The sequence below is a fragment of the Enterobacter cloacae complex sp. FDA-CDC-AR_0164 genome, from assembly GCF_003071645.1.
Classification (GTDB): domain Bacteria; phylum Pseudomonadota; class Gammaproteobacteria; order Enterobacterales; family Enterobacteriaceae; genus Enterobacter; species Enterobacter ludwigii.
Genome location: NZ_CP028950.1, coordinates 762,898 through 779,545, shown reverse-complemented (window position 1 = coordinate 779,545; position 16,648 = coordinate 762,898). Strand labels below are relative to the sequence as shown.

The window sequence follows — 16,648 nt, the reverse complement described above, 5'->3', positions numbered from 1 at the left end:
ATCCTGCGGCGGGCCATCCGCCGCATTTAACCTGTTTTCTCGGGGGTTACCGTGTTTCTCGCACAAGAAATTATTCGTAAAAAACGTGATGGTCATGCATTAAGCGACGAAGAGATCCGCTTCTTTATCAATGGCATTCGTGATAACACCATCTCTGAAGGGCAGATTGCTGCTCTGGCGATGACCATTTTCTTCCACGATATGTCGATGCCTGAGCGTGTATCGCTGACCATGGCGATGCGAGATTCAGGAACCGTTCTGGACTGGAAAAGCCTGAACCTAAACGGCCCGATTGTGGATAAACACTCAACCGGCGGTGTAGGTGACGTGACGTCACTGATGCTGGGCCCAATGGTGGCGGCCTGTGGTGGTTATATCCCCATGATCTCCGGGCGTGGCCTGGGACATACCGGCGGTACGCTCGACAAACTGGAAGCCATCCCGGGCTTCGATATCTTCCCGGATGACCATCGCTTCCGCGACATTATTAAAGACGTTGGTGTGGCGATTATCGGCCAGACCAGCTCTCTTGCTCCTGCAGACAAGCGCTTCTACGCGACCCGCGATATCACCGCGACCGTTGACTCTATTCCCCTGATTACCGCCTCTATCCTCGCCAAGAAACTGGCGGAAGGCCTGGATGCGCTGGTCATGGATGTGAAAGTGGGCAGCGGCGCATTTATGCCGACCTATGAACTTTCCGCGGCGCTGGCAGAAGCCATTGTGGGCGTCTCCAACGGAGCGGGCGTGCGTACTACCGCCCTGCTGACGGACATGAACCAGGTGCTGGCGTCCAGCGCAGGCAACGCCGTGGAAGTGCGTGAAGCCGTGCAGTTCCTCACCGGTGAATACCGGAACCCGCGTCTGCTCGATGTCACCATGGCCCTGTGCGTGGAGATGCTGATCTCCGGCAAGCTCGCCAGCGATGATGCCGACGCACGCGCCAAACTTCAGGCGGTGCTGGATAACGGCAAAGCGGCAGAGATCTTCGGCCGCATGGTAGCAGCGCAGAAAGGCCCGACCGACTTCGTTGAACACTACGCGAAATACCTGCCAACGGCGACGCTCAGCAAAGCGGTCTACGCCGATACCGAAGGCTTTGTCTCGGCGATGGATACGCGCGCGCTCGGCATGGCGGTCGTGTCGATGGGCGGCGGTCGTCGTCAGGCCTCGGACACCATTGATTACAGCGTCGGCTTTACCGATATGGCGCGTCTGGGTGACAGCGTCGATGGTCAACGTCCGCTGGCCGTGATCCACGCGAAAGATGAAGCCAGCTGGCAGGAAGCGGCGAAGGCGGTGAAAGCGGCCATTACGCTTGATGATAAAGCACCGCAAAGCACACCGACTGTCTATCGCCGTATCACCGAATAGCGGTATACTGATCTGATCGATAATTTTTGAAGCACTACGTACGGAGAACAATTATGAAACGTGCATTTATTATGGTGCTGGACTCATTCGGCATCGGCGCAACCGAAGATGCAGAACGTTTTGGTGACGTGGGTTCCGATACCATGGGTCACATCGCTGAAGCCTGTGCGAAAGGCGAAGCGGACAACGGTCGTAAAGGCCCTCTGACTCTGCCAAACCTGACCCGTCTGGGTCTGGTAAAAGCCCATGAAGGTTCTACCGGTAAAATTGCAGCCGGTATGGACGGCAATGCGGAAGTGGTAGGCGCGTACGCCTGGGCGCACGAGCTCTCTTCCGGTAAAGATACCCCGTCTGGCCACTGGGAAATCGCCGGCGTGCCGGTTCTCTTCGACTGGGGTTACTTCTCCGATCACGAGAACAGCTTCCCGCAGGAGCTGCTGGACAAGCTGGTCAAGCGTGCCAATCTGCCGGGCTACCTCGGTAACTGCCACTCTTCCGGTACCGTGATTCTGGACGAACTCGGTGAAGAGCACATGAAAACCGGCAAGCCGATTTTCTACACCTCTGCCGACTCCGTGTTCCAGATTGCCTGCCACGAAGAGACCTTTGGCCTGGATAAGCTTTACGAGCTGTGCGAAATCGCACGTGAAGAGCTGACCGAAGGCGGCTATAACATCGGTCGCGTGATTGCACGTCCGTTTATCGGTGATAAAGCGGGTAACTTCCAGCGTACCGGTAACCGTCATGACCTGGCCGTTGAACCACCGGCACCGACCGTACTGCAGAAGCTGGTTGACGAGAAAGACGGCCACGTGGTGTCCGTGGGGAAAATTGCAGACATCTATGCCAACTGCGGTATCACCAAAAAAGTGAAAGCCACTGGTCTGGATGCGCTGTTTGACGCCACCATCAAAGAGATGAAAGAAGCGGGTGACAAGACTATCGTCTTCACCAACTTCGTGGACTTCGACTCCTCCTGGGGCCACCGTCGTGACGTGGCCGGTTATGCCGCGGGACTGGAACTGTTTGACCGCCGTCTGCCGGAGCTGATGGAGCTGGTGGGGGAAGATGACATTCTGATCCTGACCGCCGACCACGGCTGCGACCCAACCTGGACCGGTACCGATCACACGCGCGAGCATATTCCTGTGCTGGTGTACGGCCCGAAAGTGAAACCTGGCTCACTGGGCCACCGTGAAACCTTCGCCGATATCGGTCAGACTATCGCGAAATACTTTGGTACGTCCGACATGGAATATGGCAAGGCCATGTTCTAAACACATCCGGGCGTATCCCCTCTCCCTTCGCGAGAGGGAGAACACCATGCAGGCCGGGCAGGCGCCGCCGCCACCCGGCAAAAACACGATAAAAGGAACTGAAGATGGCAACTCCTCACATTAATGCCGAAATGGGTGATTTCGCTGACGTCGTATTGATGCCGGGCGACCCGCTGCGCGCGAAGCACATTGCAGAAACTTTCCTCGAAGACGTGCGTGAAGTGAACAACGTTCGCGGCATGCTGGGCTTCACCGGTACGTACAAAGGCCGCAAAATCTCCGTGATGGGTCACGGTATGGGTATCCCATCCTGCTCCATCTACACCAAAGAGCTGATCACCGATTTTGGCGTGAAGAAAATCATTCGCGTAGGCTCCTGCGGTGCAGTACGTATGGACGTTAAGCTGCGTGATGTGGTTATCGGCATGGGCGCGTGCACGGACTCTAAAGTTAACCGTATGCGTTTCAAAGACCATGACTTTGCCGCCATCGCTGACTTCGGCATGGTGCGTAACGCGGTTGACGCCGCAAAAGCGCTGGGCGTAGACGCACGCGTGGGTAACCTGTTCTCTGCTGACCTGTTCTATGCACCAGACGGCGGCGAGATGTTCGACGTGATGGAAAAGTACGGCATCCTGGGTGTGGAAATGGAAGCGGCAGGTATCTACGGTGTCGCGGCTGAGTTTGGCGCGAAAGCTCTGACCATCTGCACCGTGTCTGACCATATCCGTACGCACGAGCAGACGACCGCTGCTGAGCGTCAGACCACCTTCAACGACATGATCAAAATCGCGCTGGAATCCGTTCTGCTGGGCGACAAAGAGTAATGTTGTACTGCCGGGCGGCGTTCGCTGCCCGGCATGCTCTTCCCGGTTACAAATACACCACGCTGATGGTCGCCTGACCGTCAAACTCCGTATCTTCCGTTAAAGACAGATTCTTCAGATTCTCGACCGCCAGCGACACGTTCAGCGGGAAAGAGACGCTGGTGACCGCCATCGGGTCGTTTTTGCCCGCCGGCGCAACGCTCATCAGACCCAAATCTTTATTGGCGATGGTACCACCGTTGGCTTTCTGCCAGCGGCTCACGCCCGCTCCCGCGGTCACGGCCGTACGGATAGGCTCTGCGTTATTGCCGTTCGCCGTCACATCGCCTGGCGTGGTGTAAATGGAGTACGCGCCGATGTTTTTACCATCGTGCGTTTTGCCCAGCCCAAAGGTGCTCATCGCACCGCGAAGCTCACCGCCGTTAGCATTGGCGTTTTTCACCTTCAGGTTACTGCTGCCCGTGCTGGCGTTGGAATCGGTACGGTTATCCGCAATGCTCCAGCCCACCTTTGTTGGCGTTGGGCAGTTGATCGTCAGCATCACCCCTTTTTCGCCCAGCTGCGTAGCCTGGGTTTGCGACAAATCGCCAATATGAATCCTGCCAAAATCGATCACGCCATTATTGCTCAGCTCCGGTACACACGAGGCACCGGCAAGCGAGGCTTTGACTTTCAGCACGGCGGTATCGCCCGCGTGTGCGGATGTGGCCGCCAGGGCCAGCGCGACAACGAGTAAACATTTTTTCATTGTTAATCCTTAACATAAATAAAAAGCATGACATTGCGGGGTATTAACCCGTCAGTATTGGTAACGGTAGTGCTTTTCTACGCTTCACGCAGGCAGGTACCTGACGCGTGAATGGGGTTATTCCTGTGTTAATAATTCCCAGGCCATATTGCTCTCAAGAAGGGTATTGTCAGCAACATGACGAAGCTGGCTGTTATTAATGACGGGAACAATCTTAAGGGTGAAGCTCATGTGTTTACCCCGCACCGGCACGGCATTTTGCCGGGCAACGAGACCTTCATTATTTTTGATAAACGCGCGTTGCGTCGGACTGGAGGAGGGCGTAAAACCGATACGGTCCGTCGTTTTCGCCAGCGTGCAGGCATGCCCGTCAACCACCATATTGTCGGCAATAATGGCCAGTCGCCCGTCCTGACCAAAGAGAACCCCCCCATTGACGCCCGCAGTGGACTGCAGAAACAGCGCCATCACTCTCGGCTCCGGGCAGAAGACGTTGGCCGTGATTTCTTTGGCCGGCATCCGGTTCCAGTTCTTCTGCGAGGCGGCGATATCCGACGGTTTGAGTTTTCCAAACGAGACAACGGGCTGCGAAAACGTAACCTGACACTCTTCACTGGACGCGCGTGCGGAGAAGAGCAAAATCATGCTGGCAAACGCCGCGAATAAAAGGGAATAACAGGTTTTCACTGGCACATTCCTTCTGCTTTTTCGTAATAGGACTCGGTATTTTTTTCTTCGCTGAGCGAATACGTGATGTGGCAAATTTTTGCCATGTTGTCGTCCACCACATACAGGGCGGGCGCATCCGTGGCGTCGGGAATAAACACGCTGCCGTTATCCATTACGCTCACGATATAACGGCTATCTTTATCCACCACGCTAAGCCCTCTGGCGAGCCATGACCCGTCAGGGCGTTTCACGGTCAGCATTAGACGACGCGTGTTCAGCACGTGGAAATCCACCTGCGCGAATGAGCCGTAAGCTGCGGAAACGGTCTGTATCCCGTTTGATAAATCCATTCCCTGTGGCAGGGAGCTGGCATCAATGACAATCTGAGAGGTTTGCCACTCGCGCAGACCCGGCACCACGGCTTGTCCCCACGCATCGGTCCAGACGGTTCCATCGGGCGTGGTGATTTGAATACCGCTTTCCGGCTCGCTTAATCGCGCAATGCCAAAGGTGTCTTTAATCGGGTAGGGTGCAAACGTAATGCCATGACCATGCAGGGCGATGCCGCCGCTGAGGGAGGTGCTGTAATTATGCTGGTTCCCGTCATTCAGCCCTGCGGCCATGCCCAGCTGTGTGTAGTGCAGGTTGGTGCTGACATTGCCGTTAAACGACTGGGTCTTGTCCTGATTGTCGCGATCGACCGAGAGGTTGTAATTGGTGTTTTGACCCCACGATCCGCTGTCCTGAATACCGAGGTTTTGTTTTTCACCCTGGCTGCGCATATAGGTACTGATGCGCTCAGTGCCAAACGGAATGACCAGATTAAGATAGAGCAGGTCGCCATCACTTGTGCCGCCCTTCTCCGTCTCACTGCTGCTGAGGGCGTGCTGCCAGTTCACTGAGAGCGACGTGTGCCCCAGACTCTTGCCCCAGGAGACCATCAGGTAGCGGGAGCTACTGCTCTCTTCATCGCCAGCATTCTCGCTGTACTGGAAAGAAAGCGAGCCAACCCATGCGTTGTTCCAGTTGAGGCTGGTATTCCAGGCGCTTTGATAGCGCTGGGATTCAGCGTCCATCGCCTCGTTTAACTCCCGGTAGCCGGTGCTGTAGGTTGATGCGCTGACCCCAAGCGTGAGTTGCTCGGGAAGGGAAAGGTGACTTTGCAATTCTATCTTGCGGCCATTTTGTTGACCGTAGAACTGCGAGCGGCTCATCTGAACGCTGGGAGAAAGGAGCCAGTACTCGGCTGGCGACCATTCCAGCATCGCCCCGACCGCCTGATACTGCTCTGCCAGCACGCCTGCTGTGACGCCGGTGAGCTGGGGCGTAAACCGGGTTCCGTCAGAAAAATTAAATACCCAGGGCGACCCCTGTTCATCCCCGGTATCGCGAACTTTACCCAAAGAGACGCTGAGCCCTTCGGTGCGCGTCATCCCGCTCACGTTCAGTGAGGAGGAGGGAACCGTAAACGTCGTGGTGGAACCGTCGGTTTCGACCACGCTGATGTCCAAATCCACGTTGCCACGCACCACCGGGACATCGGTCAGAGTAAACGGACCGGCATTCTCCAGCGAGGAATAGATAACCTGCCCGGACTGACGAACGTCAACGCGCGCCTGGTTGGTGCGGGCGATGCCGGAAATAGTCGTCGCCGGAATATTCGGTTGCAGGCCCGTTTCCGGCAGGAACTGAACGCCATTAATTTGTGCGCCACTGAACAGCGCCGAGTTGACGTTAATCTGCCCCGCCTGAATGCGAAGTTTCCGTTCTTCGAAGACGTGTTCTGCGTAGGTATAGAGATTCTCTGTGCTGCGGGTTCCGTTATCGTCGGTCAGGATAAAGTTGCTGCGCAGCGTCCAGTTCGCCACGTTGAGACCGGCGCCAATATTGCCCTGGGAAAAGGTACTGTTTCCACCGCTGCCGTACTCGTTGTAGTTGCTGAACGCACTGTAATTGATAAGACCCGCCGCACCGCCGTGTGCGTAGTATTTCGCGGCATAAAAACCATTGTCCATCGCCTCTGCGGGAACATAAATCTCAAGCGACTCCGCGTTGGGCAGCAGCGTGACGGTGGCCGTCGGGTAATCTTGCAGAAGATTATGGCAGGGCTCTTTTGCATCGATATTCAGCGGAAGAAGACCTGCCGCACGGGTAAAGTCATCATCCAGACACAGTTGCCCTTCCTCTCCCACGCGGATCGCAAGCGTGCCTTTATCGACGCCGTTAATCTTTACCTGCACGGCATGCGGCCCCGGCAGGTATCGCTGGGCCTGGGAGAAGTAGTGGGCGAGGTTGGTGCTGATACCGCGGGTCGCCAGAATATCGGTATTAAAATCCATACCGGCCGCCGATACCGACTGGGCGGGCAACGTCAAAGCCCCCAGTATGGCGGCGCGAAGCGTCTGATTACGCAAAGAGAACTCAATCACCAAAACATCCCTGTCTTACTGGCGCGTCAGGGAAGCGGTAAAGCTCTCAACTTCAATCCCGTAGCGGCTGGCCGGATTGAACTCAATGGCGTTATCGGTGCCGTTAACCGGGGTGTCGGTCTGCACCGTCATGGTCTCTCCCGGCAGGATAAACGTCTTGTTGACCAGACCTTCCGTATGCGAAGGCAGTAAGGTGACAGAGGTGGAGAAACGGACCACGTAGGCGGACGGATTCTGCACCTTGACCTCTTTCCCGGTGACTGACCAGGTCAGTAATTTCCAGGCGTCGGTGACCACCGGCAGATCTTTGGGATGGATCAGGACCGGTAAATCCTGACGCAGGTTGATCCCGACCTTCACGTTTTTATCCGTGCTTTTGGGCGGAATACCTTCGAACACCACGCGTTTGTACTGTTCAACGCTAAGCGGTTTGTCGGATTCAAGAATAAAGCGAACCTGTTGCTCCTGGCCTGGCTCGAGGCGCACCACCGGCTGGGTGACGTTGAGTTTTACCCCCTGGTCGCCCCCGATATCCCGGATGGAGGTATAAAGCAGGGTGGGAATGCTGTCGGTGTTTTTCACGCTCATGACGCCGCCGTGATTCGCTTCGTCAATCAGCAGCAGGGTGGTTTCAGGCACCATTCCGGCGGCAAAAAGCGAAGCCGGAAGGGCGAGGCACAGTGAGCAGATCAAACGTGTTGATGTGTGGATCGTAGACATAGTGGGTTTCATTCGCTGGTCAGGAAAAAAAACTCCCCATGTAACTGGAGAGTTTTGCGTCAGGGGGCTGGATTAGAGGTAAACCAGGGTGATCGTTGACTGGCCTTCAAGCTCGGTTTTGTCGGTCAGGGTCAGCTTGTCGCTTGGGGCTACGGCCAGCGCAATCTTCAGCGGGAATGCCGCGCTCATGAAGGCTAAAGGCGCACGCTGGCCGCTTTTGGAAACGGTCATGACGTCGGTGCCATCGTTGGAGAGGATGCCGCTGGTCCACATGTTCATCCAGCTTCTGCTGCTGATCGTGCCGCCGGTATACAGGGTAGCCGCGATAGGCTGTACCGCCGCGCCGTCTGCGGTAACGGAGGTCAGGTAGGTAGAAATGGCATACGCACCGATGTTCTCGCCGGCGCTGGTTTTACCTACGCCGTTCAGTTGGCTGGAGCCAGATGCCTGGCCACCGTTTGCGGTAGCGTTATCCACGTGGAACTGGTTAGCTGGCAGGCTGGCACCGGCGTTGGAGTCCGCGCGATCGTCGTGAAGCGTCCAGCCCACGCGTGTGGCGGACTGGCACTTGATGGTCAGGGTGACATCTTTATGGCCTGCCTGATATGGCACGCTGGAGGAGAGGGAGTCCAGACCGATTTCACCGAAGTTGGCCAGACCCCCGTTGCTGATTTCCGGCACGCAGCCTGCGCTGGTCAGTGAGCCCTGTACTTTGAGCATGGCGGTCGGTTCTGCGCAAACGGCTGTTGCCGCCATGGATAGCACGGTGGCAAGAAGAAGCTTTTTCATTGTTATTCCTTAACCTGAAAGAGAGTGACTAAAAAAGATATTTTTAGTCCGCAAAGTGCTTGCATGAATACACGTGTTAAATAACAAGCGCCGCTGATTCTATTAATGATTCACAGAATGCAATAATTAGATTTTCTAACGAGCACATTGAGATTTTATTAAGTCATTACAATCAGATATGAATGGATTTATATTCTGCTTTAAAACGGCGGGATATCCCGCCGGAGAAAAGAAAACATGACCTTAACGTATCAGAGATAAACCAGCGTAATGGTGGTTTCGCCGCTCAGTTGAGCTTCATCGGTCGTGGTCAGGCGATCGGTATTCACAATGGCCATCGAGACTTTAAACGGGAAGACGACGTTGGTAATCGCCAGCGGAGAAGATTTGCCTGGGGTGGTCGCCGTCATAATTTCTGCGTTACCGTTGGCAATAATACCGGTACTCAGGTTACGCCACATGTATTCGCCATTGCTGTTGACGTACGCCGGGGCATAAATAGCCTGAGCCGGAAGACCATTGGCGGTAACTTCATTCACGCGCGTTGCGATGGCATACGCCCCAATCTTTTCGCCCGCCGCCGTGGTGCCAACGCCATAGGTCGTACCAGCGCCCCAGGCATCACCCCCGTTATCCGCCGCATCGCGGATGTAGAACTGGCTGGACGTCAGGTCATTTGCCGCATTGGTATCTTCTTTATTGTCCGCGATGCTCCAGGCCACTTTGGTCGCTGAAGGGCAGGTAATGGTTAACGACATGTCCTTTTGACCCATCTGATTCGTCTGGGTAGGAGAAAGTTGATCCAGGGCGATGGTGCCAAAATCGATAGAACCGCCATTGCTTAATTCAGGCGTACAGGACGCATTATTCATTTTGCCTTTCACCTTCATCACAACGGTAGAGTCGGCGAGCGCAGCGTGAGAAGCCACGGCAATCAGAGTGGCGAGAAGAAGTTTTTTCACTGTTATTCCTTAACCAAAAAGTGGACATTTTCTTGTGTGCGTTTAATTAACGTATTGATTCACAAGCGCGGGAATTCTATTAATGGTCAGAGTTATTTGTGAAATGAGAAATTCTACACTCGGTTGTGAGTTTAATTAAGGGCTGTAAATACAATCATGTATGTATTTACATCTTGCGAATAATATGATGGATGCAGTATGAATAAAGGAATAAAAAACGGCGAATTAAATTCGCCGTCAGAGATACGTTATCGCCTGAGCGATAATTTAATTAGAGGTATTTTAGCGTAATGGTCGCCTGACCATCCAGTTCGGTATCTTCGGTAATGCTCAGTCTGTTGGTATTCCTGATTGCCATGGAGACTTTCATTGGGAATACGGCTTCGGTAAAGGCCATCGGCACGAGTTCACCCGGTTTGGCGACGGACATGGTTTCGTAGTCATCCAGAACAAGACGACCCGTCGTATTTTTATTCCATTTAGTCAGATTAGTGCCTCCCGCGGTAATCGCATCAGCAGGTGCGCCGTCTACCGTGACATATGGCAGGTTGGTATACACTGCCCATCCGCCAATCTTCTGGCCTTCTTTGGTAAAACCTAAACCGCTTGTGTACTGAGGGCTGAATGTCGAGCTGCCATCAACGGCAGAATCATCGACTTCAATATAATGGCCGTCAGCCAGACTGTCTTTGCGGTTGTCGTACATTGTCCAGCCGACTTTGGTCGCAGAATTACAGGTAATTGTCATGGTGATATCACGCTGGCCGAGCTGGTTATCCTCAGTCGCGCTCAGTGAGCCCATTGATATTTTGCCATAATCTACTGCACCGCCGTTGCTCATTGTAGGAGTACATGACGCGTTGGTCAGTTTGCCTTGCACTTTCATGACGGCGGTGTTAGCCGCATGGGCTGCGGTCATGGACGTTGCCGCAGCGATGGCCGCGACAAGAAGAATTTTTTTCATTGTTGTTCCTTAACGAAGAGAAATTATAGAGCTGTCGACTAGTAATGTAATCAATAGGTTTTATATATGGGTGTAACCACGGGCGGTAGTATATTGTGGCTGCTCTAAATGGTGTATTTAGAATTTCTAAACGGGCAGTAATGAAAATATAAAAGCATAGATGGTGTGAATATTTTCACGCTTTTTACGGGCATATTTCCGCTTTTATTGTTCAATTTATTATTGAAAGTTATTAGCGGTTTTCGTAAGGCCGGGAAGCATTCAATGCCCTTCCCGACGATAATATAATATTTTTTAATGAGATGGGGCTGGCTGGATCCCTGAAGCCTGCTTAAAAAATAAGAATAAGACGTTATCGCGTAAACAGGTTACATCACTCGCCCGGCGAAGCACGCCGGGCAACATGGTTTAGCGTACGGCCTGCGAAAGCCAGGCTGAAAGCTCGCCCAGCTCGATTGCCTGATCGGGGAACTCGCCACGTAATGCCTCACATGTCAGCTGCACCGTGTCGGCCCGATACAGGCAGCCCTGTAAGCGGCTGGCCAGCGCCTCCAGCGGCGCAGGGTTCAGGCTGTCCGTAAAGACCTGCGCCCGGGTAATGTGGCCTTTTTCCACGTCAAAATGAAGCTCCACGCCGCCCCAGGTGAAGCGCTCGTCCAGCAGGTGCGAGAAGGCCGGCGCCTGACCAAAGTTCCACTCCCAGCTGCTCTGACGGGCAAAGGTTTCCGCAAAGTTTGGCAGGTCAGGTGTGTTATCCGGGGAGATCACTTCGGCTTCGACCCGCTCGCCGTAGTGAGCGAAAAACGCTTCGCGGATGGCATCGCAGATCTGTTCATGGGTGATGCCCGGCAGTAATTCGGTCAGGTTGGCGACGCGGCCTCGCACGGAGGTGATACCTTTGGCCTGCAGCTTTTTCTTATCGGGATTAAGGTAATTCGCAAGACGGCTGAGGTCGGCATTCAGCAACAATGTACCGTGATGGAATCCCCGGTCCAGGGTTTCACGGTAGGCGGAGCCGGAGACTTTGCGATCCCCGTCGGGGGTTTTGACGACCAGATCGTTGCGGCCTGACGCTTCGGCAGTCACGCCCAGCGATGTCAGGGCGTTAAGCACAATCGCGGTGGAAATGGTTTTATCGTATTCAGGTTTGCCCGCCATAAAGGTAAAGCAGGTATTGCCGAGGTCGTGAAATACCGCGCCGCCGCCGCTGCTGCGTCGCGCCAGGCGGACGTTATCCTCTTCCATACGCCGGGTATTACACTCTTTCCAGGGATTCTGCGCACGGCCAATCACCACCGTATCGGCGTTGCGCCATAAAAATAACACCCGTTGAGTGGCTGGCATCTGACGGAAGATGCACTCTTCTACCGCGAGATTGAACCAGGGATCGTGAGAGTCAGAGATAAGCAGGCGTAACGTCGTCATGGCAAAGTTCCTTTTCCGAATCGTAAGCCTACTTTATCACTATTCTTTCTTATCGCCCTCGTCCTCTTCGGGAACCGATTTACTGGCGGTCAGGAGGAAAGGCGATTGCTGCCAGCGGGTGCGTTTACCCTGCAGCAGCGTGCGTGCCAGCACCACACCGATGGCCAGCGAGAGCAGCAGCATCAGGCGCAAAATATTGGTGGTGTTGTCCACCTGTTTTGCTTCGGTGGGCAGGGTGTGGGTGTCGAGCGTCAGGCGCAAATACCCGAGCGGACCATTTTTCCCCTGCACGGGTTCGACGATCTGCTGATTGAAATAGCCGCCGGCTTTTTTGCCGTCCAGCGCCAGCCTGTCACGGACGTCAACGTGCTCACCGGCACGGGCGATCAAGTCGCCCTGTTCGTCATAGACACCGGCATCAAGAATGCGGCTGTTTTCGGTTAACTGGCGTAATATCTGACCTATGCGCTTCTCGTCCGGCGTTTCGGTGCGCATCGCCGGGGCGATGTTGAGCGTGACCTGACGCGCCAGAGTACGCGCCAGTTCCTCAAACTGCGGGTTACGTTGCCGCTGGTGATTCTGGCTGAACCACGATGCCCCTTGCATCAGCGCGACCAAGAGTGCGAGACATATCAGGACAATCACGGCACGATGAAGTCGGAATTTCAGTTTTGCGCGAGCCATATTCCACCTGCTGAAAATTTACGGCTTAATGTTGCCAGAAGTGATGGTTACAAGGTAGCCTCATGCGTTATTTTCCCTCTGGAACCTTCCGGCGCGAACGAATTCACAGGAGCTTCAATGCCGAACATTACCTGGTGCGACCTGCCTACGGATGTCTCTTTATGGCCAGGATTGCCGCTCTCTTTAAGTGGTGATGAGGTGATGCCTCTGGATTACCACGCTGGCCGTAGCGGCTGGCTGCTGTACGGACGCGGCCTGGACAAACAACGCCTGACCCAATATCAAACCAAACTGGGTGCAGCGATGGTCATCGTGGCGGCCTGGTGCGTAGAGGATTATCAGGTCATCCGCCTGGCAGGTTCCCTGACGCAGCGCGCGACCCGCCTGGCGCATGATGCCGGCCTGGACGTGGCGCCTCTCGGCAAAATTCCACACCTGAAAACGCCGGGTCTGCTGGTGATGGACATGGATTCCACCGCCATCCAGATCGAGTGTATCGACGAGATCGCCAGGCTTGCCGGCAGCGGCGAGCTGGTGGCCGATGTGACCGAACGCGCGATGCGCGGCGAGCTGGATTTCACCGCCAGTCTGAGACAGCGCGTAGCGACCCTGAAAGGGGCGGACGCGAACATCCTGCGCCAGGTGCGTGATGAGCTGCCGTTAATGCCGGGGCTGACGCAGCTGGTGCTGAAGTTAGAAACGCTGGGCTGGAAAGTGGCTATCGCCTCGGGCGGGTTCACCTTCTTCGCCGACTACCTTCGCGACACGTTGCGCCTGACCACCGTGGTGGCGAATGAGCTGGAAATCATGGACGGCAAGCTGACCGGCCAGGTGATCGGCGATATCGTGGATGCCCAGTACAAAGCCAATACCCTGACCCGTCTGGCGGAAAAATATGAAATTCCTGTCGTCCAGACCGTTGCCATCGGTGATGGCGCGAACGACCTGCCGATGATCAAAGCGGCAGGCCTTGGCATTGCCTACCATGCCAAGCCTAAAGTGAATGAAAAGACGGAAGTCACCATCCGTCATGCTGACCTGATGGGGGTGTTCTGCATTCTCTCCGGCAGCGTGAATCAGAAATAACGAGGTAAACCGTGGCGAAAGCTCCAAAACGCGCATTTGTCTGTAATGAATGTGGTGCGGATTATCCGCGCTGGCAGGGGCAATGTAGCGCCTGTCATGCCTGGAACACCATCACCGAAGTGCGTGGTGTGGCGGCTTCGCCGAGCGTGGCCCGCAATGAACGCCTGAGCGGTTATGCCGGCAACGCCGGTGTCGCGAAAGTGCAAAAGCTCTCGGATATTAGCCTCGAAGAGCTGCCGCGTTTCTCGACCGGCTTCAAAGAGTTTGACCGTGTGCTCGGCGGGGGAGTGGTGCCGGGCAGTGCGATCCTGATCGGCGGTAACCCGGGAGCGGGTAAATCAACACTGCTGTTGCAAACGCTCTGCAAGCTCGCCGAACAGATGAAAACCCTGTACGTCACCGGTGAAGAGTCCCTGCAGCAGGTGGCGATGCGTGCGCACCGTCTTGGCCTGCCAACCGGCAACCTCAACATGCTTTCGGAAACCAGCATTGAGCAAATCTGCATGATTGCCGAAGAAGAGCAGCCGAAGCTGATGGTTATCGACTCCATTCAGGTGATGCACATGGCGGATATCCAGTCTTCACCGGGGAGCGTGGCGCAGGTGCGTGAAACCGCCGCCTATCTCACGCGCTTTGCCAAAACGCGCGGTGTGGCGATTGTGATGGTCGGCCACGTCACGAAAGATGGCTCGCTGGCAGGGCCGAAAGTGCTGGAGCACTGTATCGACTGCTCCGTCATGCTCGACGGCGATGCCGATTCCCGTTTCCGTACGTTGCGCAGCCACAAAAACCGTTTTGGTGCGGTGAACGAGTTGGGCGTGTTTGCCATGACCGAGCAGGGGCTGCGTGAAGTCAGCAACCCGTCTGCCATCTTCCTCAGCCGGGGCGATGAAGTGACCTCCGGTAGCTCGGTGATGGTGCTCTGGGAAGGGACGCGTCCGCTGCTCGTGGAAATTCAGGCGCTGGTGGATCACTCAATGATGGGTAACCCACGGCGTGTGGCCGTTGGCCTGGAACAAAACCGCCTGGCGATCCTGTTGGCCGTACTGCACCGCCACGGCGGCCTGCAGATGGCGGATCAGGACGTGTTCGTCAACGTGGTCGGCGGGGTCAAAGTCACTGAGACCAGTGCGGATCTGGCGCTGCTGCTGGCAATGGTCTCCAGCCTGCGTGACAGACCGCTGCCGCAGGACCTGGTGGTGTTTGGTGAAGTGGGTCTGGCCGGGGAGATACGCCCGGTGCCAAGCGGCCAGGAGCGCATCTCCGAGGCGGCGAAGCACGGCTTTCGCCGCGCCATTGTGCCCGCCGCCAACGTGCCGAAAAAAATCCCGGAAGGGATGCAGGTCTTTGGCGTGAAGAAACTCGCAGATGCGTTAAATGTCTTTGACGACTTATAATTACGTATTCGATTTTGCAGGAGGCACCGTAATTTATGTCATCATTTGACTACATCAAGACCGCAATCCGCCAGAAAGGCTGCACGCTGCAGCAGGTGGCGGATGCCAGCGGCATGACCAAAGGCTACCTGAGCCAACTGCTGAACGCCAAAATCAAAAGCCCCAGCGCACAAAAGCTGGAAGCGTTGCACCGCTTTCTGGGGCTTGAATTCCCGCGTATGCAAAAGAACGTCGGCGTGGTATTTGGCAAGTTTTACCCGCTGCATACCGGGCACATCTATCTTATCCAGCGTGCCTGTAGCCAGGTGGACGAGCTGCATATCATCATGGGTTACGATGAAACCCGCGACCGTCAGCTGTTCGAGGACAGCGCCATGTCGCAGCAGCCAACCGTGCCGGATCGCCTGCGCTGGCTGCTGCAGACCTTTAAGTACCAGAAAAACATTCGTATTCATGCTTTTAATGAAGAGGGCATGGAGCCGTATCCGCACGGCTGGGATGTGTGGAGCAATGGCGTCAAAGCGTTCATGGACGAAAAAGGGATCACCCCGAACTGGATCTACACCTCTGAAGAGTCCGATGCGCCGCAGTTCCGCGAGCATCTGGGCATTGAAACCGTGCTGATCGATCCAAAGCGTACCTTTATGAACATCAGCGGGGCGCTGATCCGCGAAAACCCGTTCCGCTACTGGGATTACATCCCAACCGAGGTAAAACCGTTCTTTGTGCGCACTGTTGCGATTCTGGGCGGCGAGTCGAGCGGGAAATCGACGCTGGTCAACAAGCTGGCCAACATCTTTAACACCACCAGTGCGTGGGAGTACGGGCGTGATTACGTCTTCTCACATCTGGGCGGTGACGAGATGGCGTTGCAGTACTCCGACTACGATAAAATCGCGCTCGGTCATGCGCAGTACATTGATTTCGCGGTGAAATACGCCAATAAAGTGGCCTTCATTGATACCGATTTCGTCACCACCCAGGCGTTCTGCAAAAAATACGAGGGACGCGAGCATCCGTTTGTGCAGGCGCTGATAGACGAATACCGCTTTGACCTGGTGATTTTGCTCGAAAACAATACCCCGTGGGTTGCCGACGGGATCCGCAGCCTCGGCAGTTCCGTCGACAGAAAAGAGTTCCAGAGCATGCTCATCGACATGCTGCACGAAAATAACGTGGAGTTTGTGCATGTGGAGGAGTCAGATTACGACAGCCGTTTCCTGCGCTGCGTAGAGCTGGTGAAAGAGATGATGGGGGAGCAGGGGTAATTCCCTCATCCTAACCCTCTCCTGAGGGA

The 16,648-nt window shown here is 55.2% G+C and carries 15 protein-coding genes; 6 read left to right on the top strand and 9 right to left on the bottom strand.

Translation table 11 applies throughout. From position 1 onward, the window contains the following. Positions 1–51 precede the first annotated feature (51 nt). The 3 genes from deoA to deoD all read left to right on the top strand — a co-directional run bounded on the left by deoA (position 52) and on the right by deoD (position 3,478). On the top strand, positions 52–1,374 hold the full coding sequence (gene deoA / locus AM410_RS03770) for a thymidine phosphorylase (protein ID WP_014168528.1): 1,323 nt from the start codon (positions 52–54) through the stop codon (positions 1,372–1,374). A 53-nt stretch (positions 1,375–1,427) separates the two neighbouring features. Beyond that, the gene (gene deoB, locus AM410_RS03765; RefSeq protein ID WP_020885280.1) at positions 1,428–2,651 is read left to right on the top strand and encodes a phosphopentomutase; all 1,224 of its coding nucleotides are present in this window, start codon (positions 1,428–1,430) and stop codon (positions 2,649–2,651) included. A 104-nt stretch (positions 2,652–2,755) separates the two neighbouring features. Next, positions 2,756–3,478, top strand: a complete 723-nt coding sequence (gene deoD / locus AM410_RS03760; protein ID WP_013095492.1) for a purine-nucleoside phosphorylase — start codon at positions 2,756–2,758, stop codon at positions 3,476–3,478. A gap of 46 nt (positions 3,479–3,524) precedes the next feature. On the opposite strand, the gene AM410_RS03755 is transcribed toward deoD, so the two are convergent. From AM410_RS03755 to AM410_RS03715, 9 genes are all read right to left on the bottom strand, one after another. Next, positions 3,525–4,226 (bottom strand): DUF1120 domain-containing protein, encoded by a 702-nt coding sequence (locus AM410_RS03755; RefSeq protein ID WP_040018575.1) that lies wholly within the window; start codon positions 4,224–4,226, stop codon positions 3,525–3,527. Between the two features lie 117 nt (positions 4,227–4,343). Further along, positions 4,344–4,913, bottom strand: coding sequence for a hypothetical protein (locus AM410_RS03750; RefSeq protein ID WP_223398459.1), 570 nt, complete (start codon positions 4,911–4,913; stop codon positions 4,344–4,346). After that, positions 4,910–7,324, bottom strand: coding sequence for a fimbrial biogenesis usher protein (locus AM410_RS03745; protein WP_108647502.1), 2,415 nt, complete (start codon positions 7,322–7,324; stop codon positions 4,910–4,912). Before AM410_RS03745 ends, AM410_RS03750 begins: the two co-directional genes overlap by 4 nt. A gap of 15 nt (positions 7,325–7,339) precedes the next feature. Further along, positions 7,340–8,044, bottom strand: a complete 705-nt coding sequence (locus AM410_RS03740; protein WP_073397139.1) for a fimbria/pilus chaperone family protein — start codon at positions 8,042–8,044, stop codon at positions 7,340–7,342. Between the two features lie 72 nt (positions 8,045–8,116). Next, a complete protein-coding gene (locus AM410_RS03735) occupies positions 8,117–8,833 on the bottom strand; it encodes a DUF1120 domain-containing protein (protein ID WP_014168534.1) in 717 nt (238 codons plus the stop codon). Between the two features lie 251 nt (positions 8,834–9,084). Beyond that, positions 9,085–9,795, bottom strand: a complete 711-nt coding sequence (locus AM410_RS03730) for a DUF1120 domain-containing protein (RefSeq protein WP_020885275.1) — start codon at positions 9,793–9,795, stop codon at positions 9,085–9,087. Between the two features lie 271 nt (positions 9,796–10,066). Then, positions 10,067–10,759 carry a DUF1120 domain-containing protein gene (locus AM410_RS03725; RefSeq protein ID WP_020885274.1) on the bottom strand — a complete coding sequence of 231 codons (693 nt, stop codon included), beginning with the start codon at positions 10,757–10,759 and terminating at the stop codon, positions 10,067–10,069. A gap of 408 nt (positions 10,760–11,167) precedes the next feature. After that, positions 11,168–12,184: a lipoate--protein ligase LplA gene (gene lplA / locus AM410_RS03720; protein ID WP_073397141.1), complete on the bottom strand. Its 1,017-nt coding sequence runs from the start codon at positions 12,182–12,184 to the stop codon at positions 11,168–11,170. A gap of 39 nt (positions 12,185–12,223) precedes the next feature. Next, positions 12,224–12,868, bottom strand: coding sequence for a YtjB family periplasmic protein (locus tag AM410_RS03715; RefSeq protein ID WP_020885273.1), 645 nt, complete (start codon positions 12,866–12,868; stop codon positions 12,224–12,226). A gap of 117 nt (positions 12,869–12,985) precedes the next feature. Here AM410_RS03715 and serB point away from each other — a divergent pair, with 117 nt between their 5' ends. Genes serB through nadR form a run of 3 tightly spaced genes read left to right on the top strand, consistent with a single transcriptional unit; the run spans position 12,986 to position 16,619 of the window. Beyond that, positions 12,986–13,954, top strand: a complete 969-nt coding sequence (serB, locus tag AM410_RS03710; protein WP_020885272.1) for a phosphoserine phosphatase — start codon at positions 12,986–12,988, stop codon at positions 13,952–13,954. Positions 13,955–13,965: 11 nt separating this feature from the next. Continuing rightward, entirely contained in the window at positions 13,966–15,351 is a 1,386-nt protein-coding gene (gene radA, locus AM410_RS03705; RefSeq protein ID WP_014168542.1) for a DNA repair protein RadA, read from the top strand. A gap of 35 nt (positions 15,352–15,386) precedes the next feature. After that, positions 15,387–16,619, top strand: a complete 1,233-nt coding sequence (nadR, locus tag AM410_RS03700) for a multifunctional transcriptional regulator/nicotinamide-nucleotide adenylyltransferase/ribosylnicotinamide kinase NadR (protein ID WP_014168543.1) — start codon at positions 15,387–15,389, stop codon at positions 16,617–16,619. The last annotated feature ends 29 nt before the right edge of the window (positions 16,620–16,648 follow it).

Bases quoted from the DNA above. Each gene is read 5' to 3' on its own strand.
- AM410_RS03740 (WP_073397139.1), bottom strand. From the start codon at position 8,044: ATGTCTACGATCCACACATCAACACGTTTGATCTGCTCACTGTGCCTC.
- AM410_RS03755 (WP_040018575.1), bottom strand. From the start codon at position 4,226: ATGAAAAAATGTTTACTCGTTGTCGCGCTGGCCCTGGCGGCCACATCC.
- nadR (WP_014168543.1), top strand. From the start codon at position 15,387: ATGTCATCATTTGACTACATCAAGACCGCAATCCGCCAGAAAGGCTGC.
- serB (WP_020885272.1), top strand. From the start codon at position 12,986: ATGCCGAACATTACCTGGTGCGACCTGCCTACGGATGTCTCTTTATGG.
- deoD (WP_013095492.1), top strand. From the start codon at position 2,756: ATGGCAACTCCTCACATTAATGCCGAAATGGGTGATTTCGCTGACGTC.
- AM410_RS03715 (WP_020885273.1), bottom strand. From the start codon at position 12,868: ATGGCTCGCGCAAAACTGAAATTCCGACTTCATCGTGCCGTGATTGTC.
- deoB (WP_020885280.1), top strand. From the start codon at position 1,428: ATGAAACGTGCATTTATTATGGTGCTGGACTCATTCGGCATCGGCGCA.
- AM410_RS03725 (WP_020885274.1), bottom strand. From the start codon at position 10,759: ATGAAAAAAATTCTTCTTGTCGCGGCCATCGCTGCGGCAACGTCCATG.
- lplA (WP_073397141.1), bottom strand. From the start codon at position 12,184: ATGACGACGTTACGCCTGCTTATCTCTGACTCTCACGATCCCTGGTTC.
- AM410_RS03735 (WP_014168534.1), bottom strand. From the start codon at position 8,833: ATGAAAAAGCTTCTTCTTGCCACCGTGCTATCCATGGCGGCAACAGCC.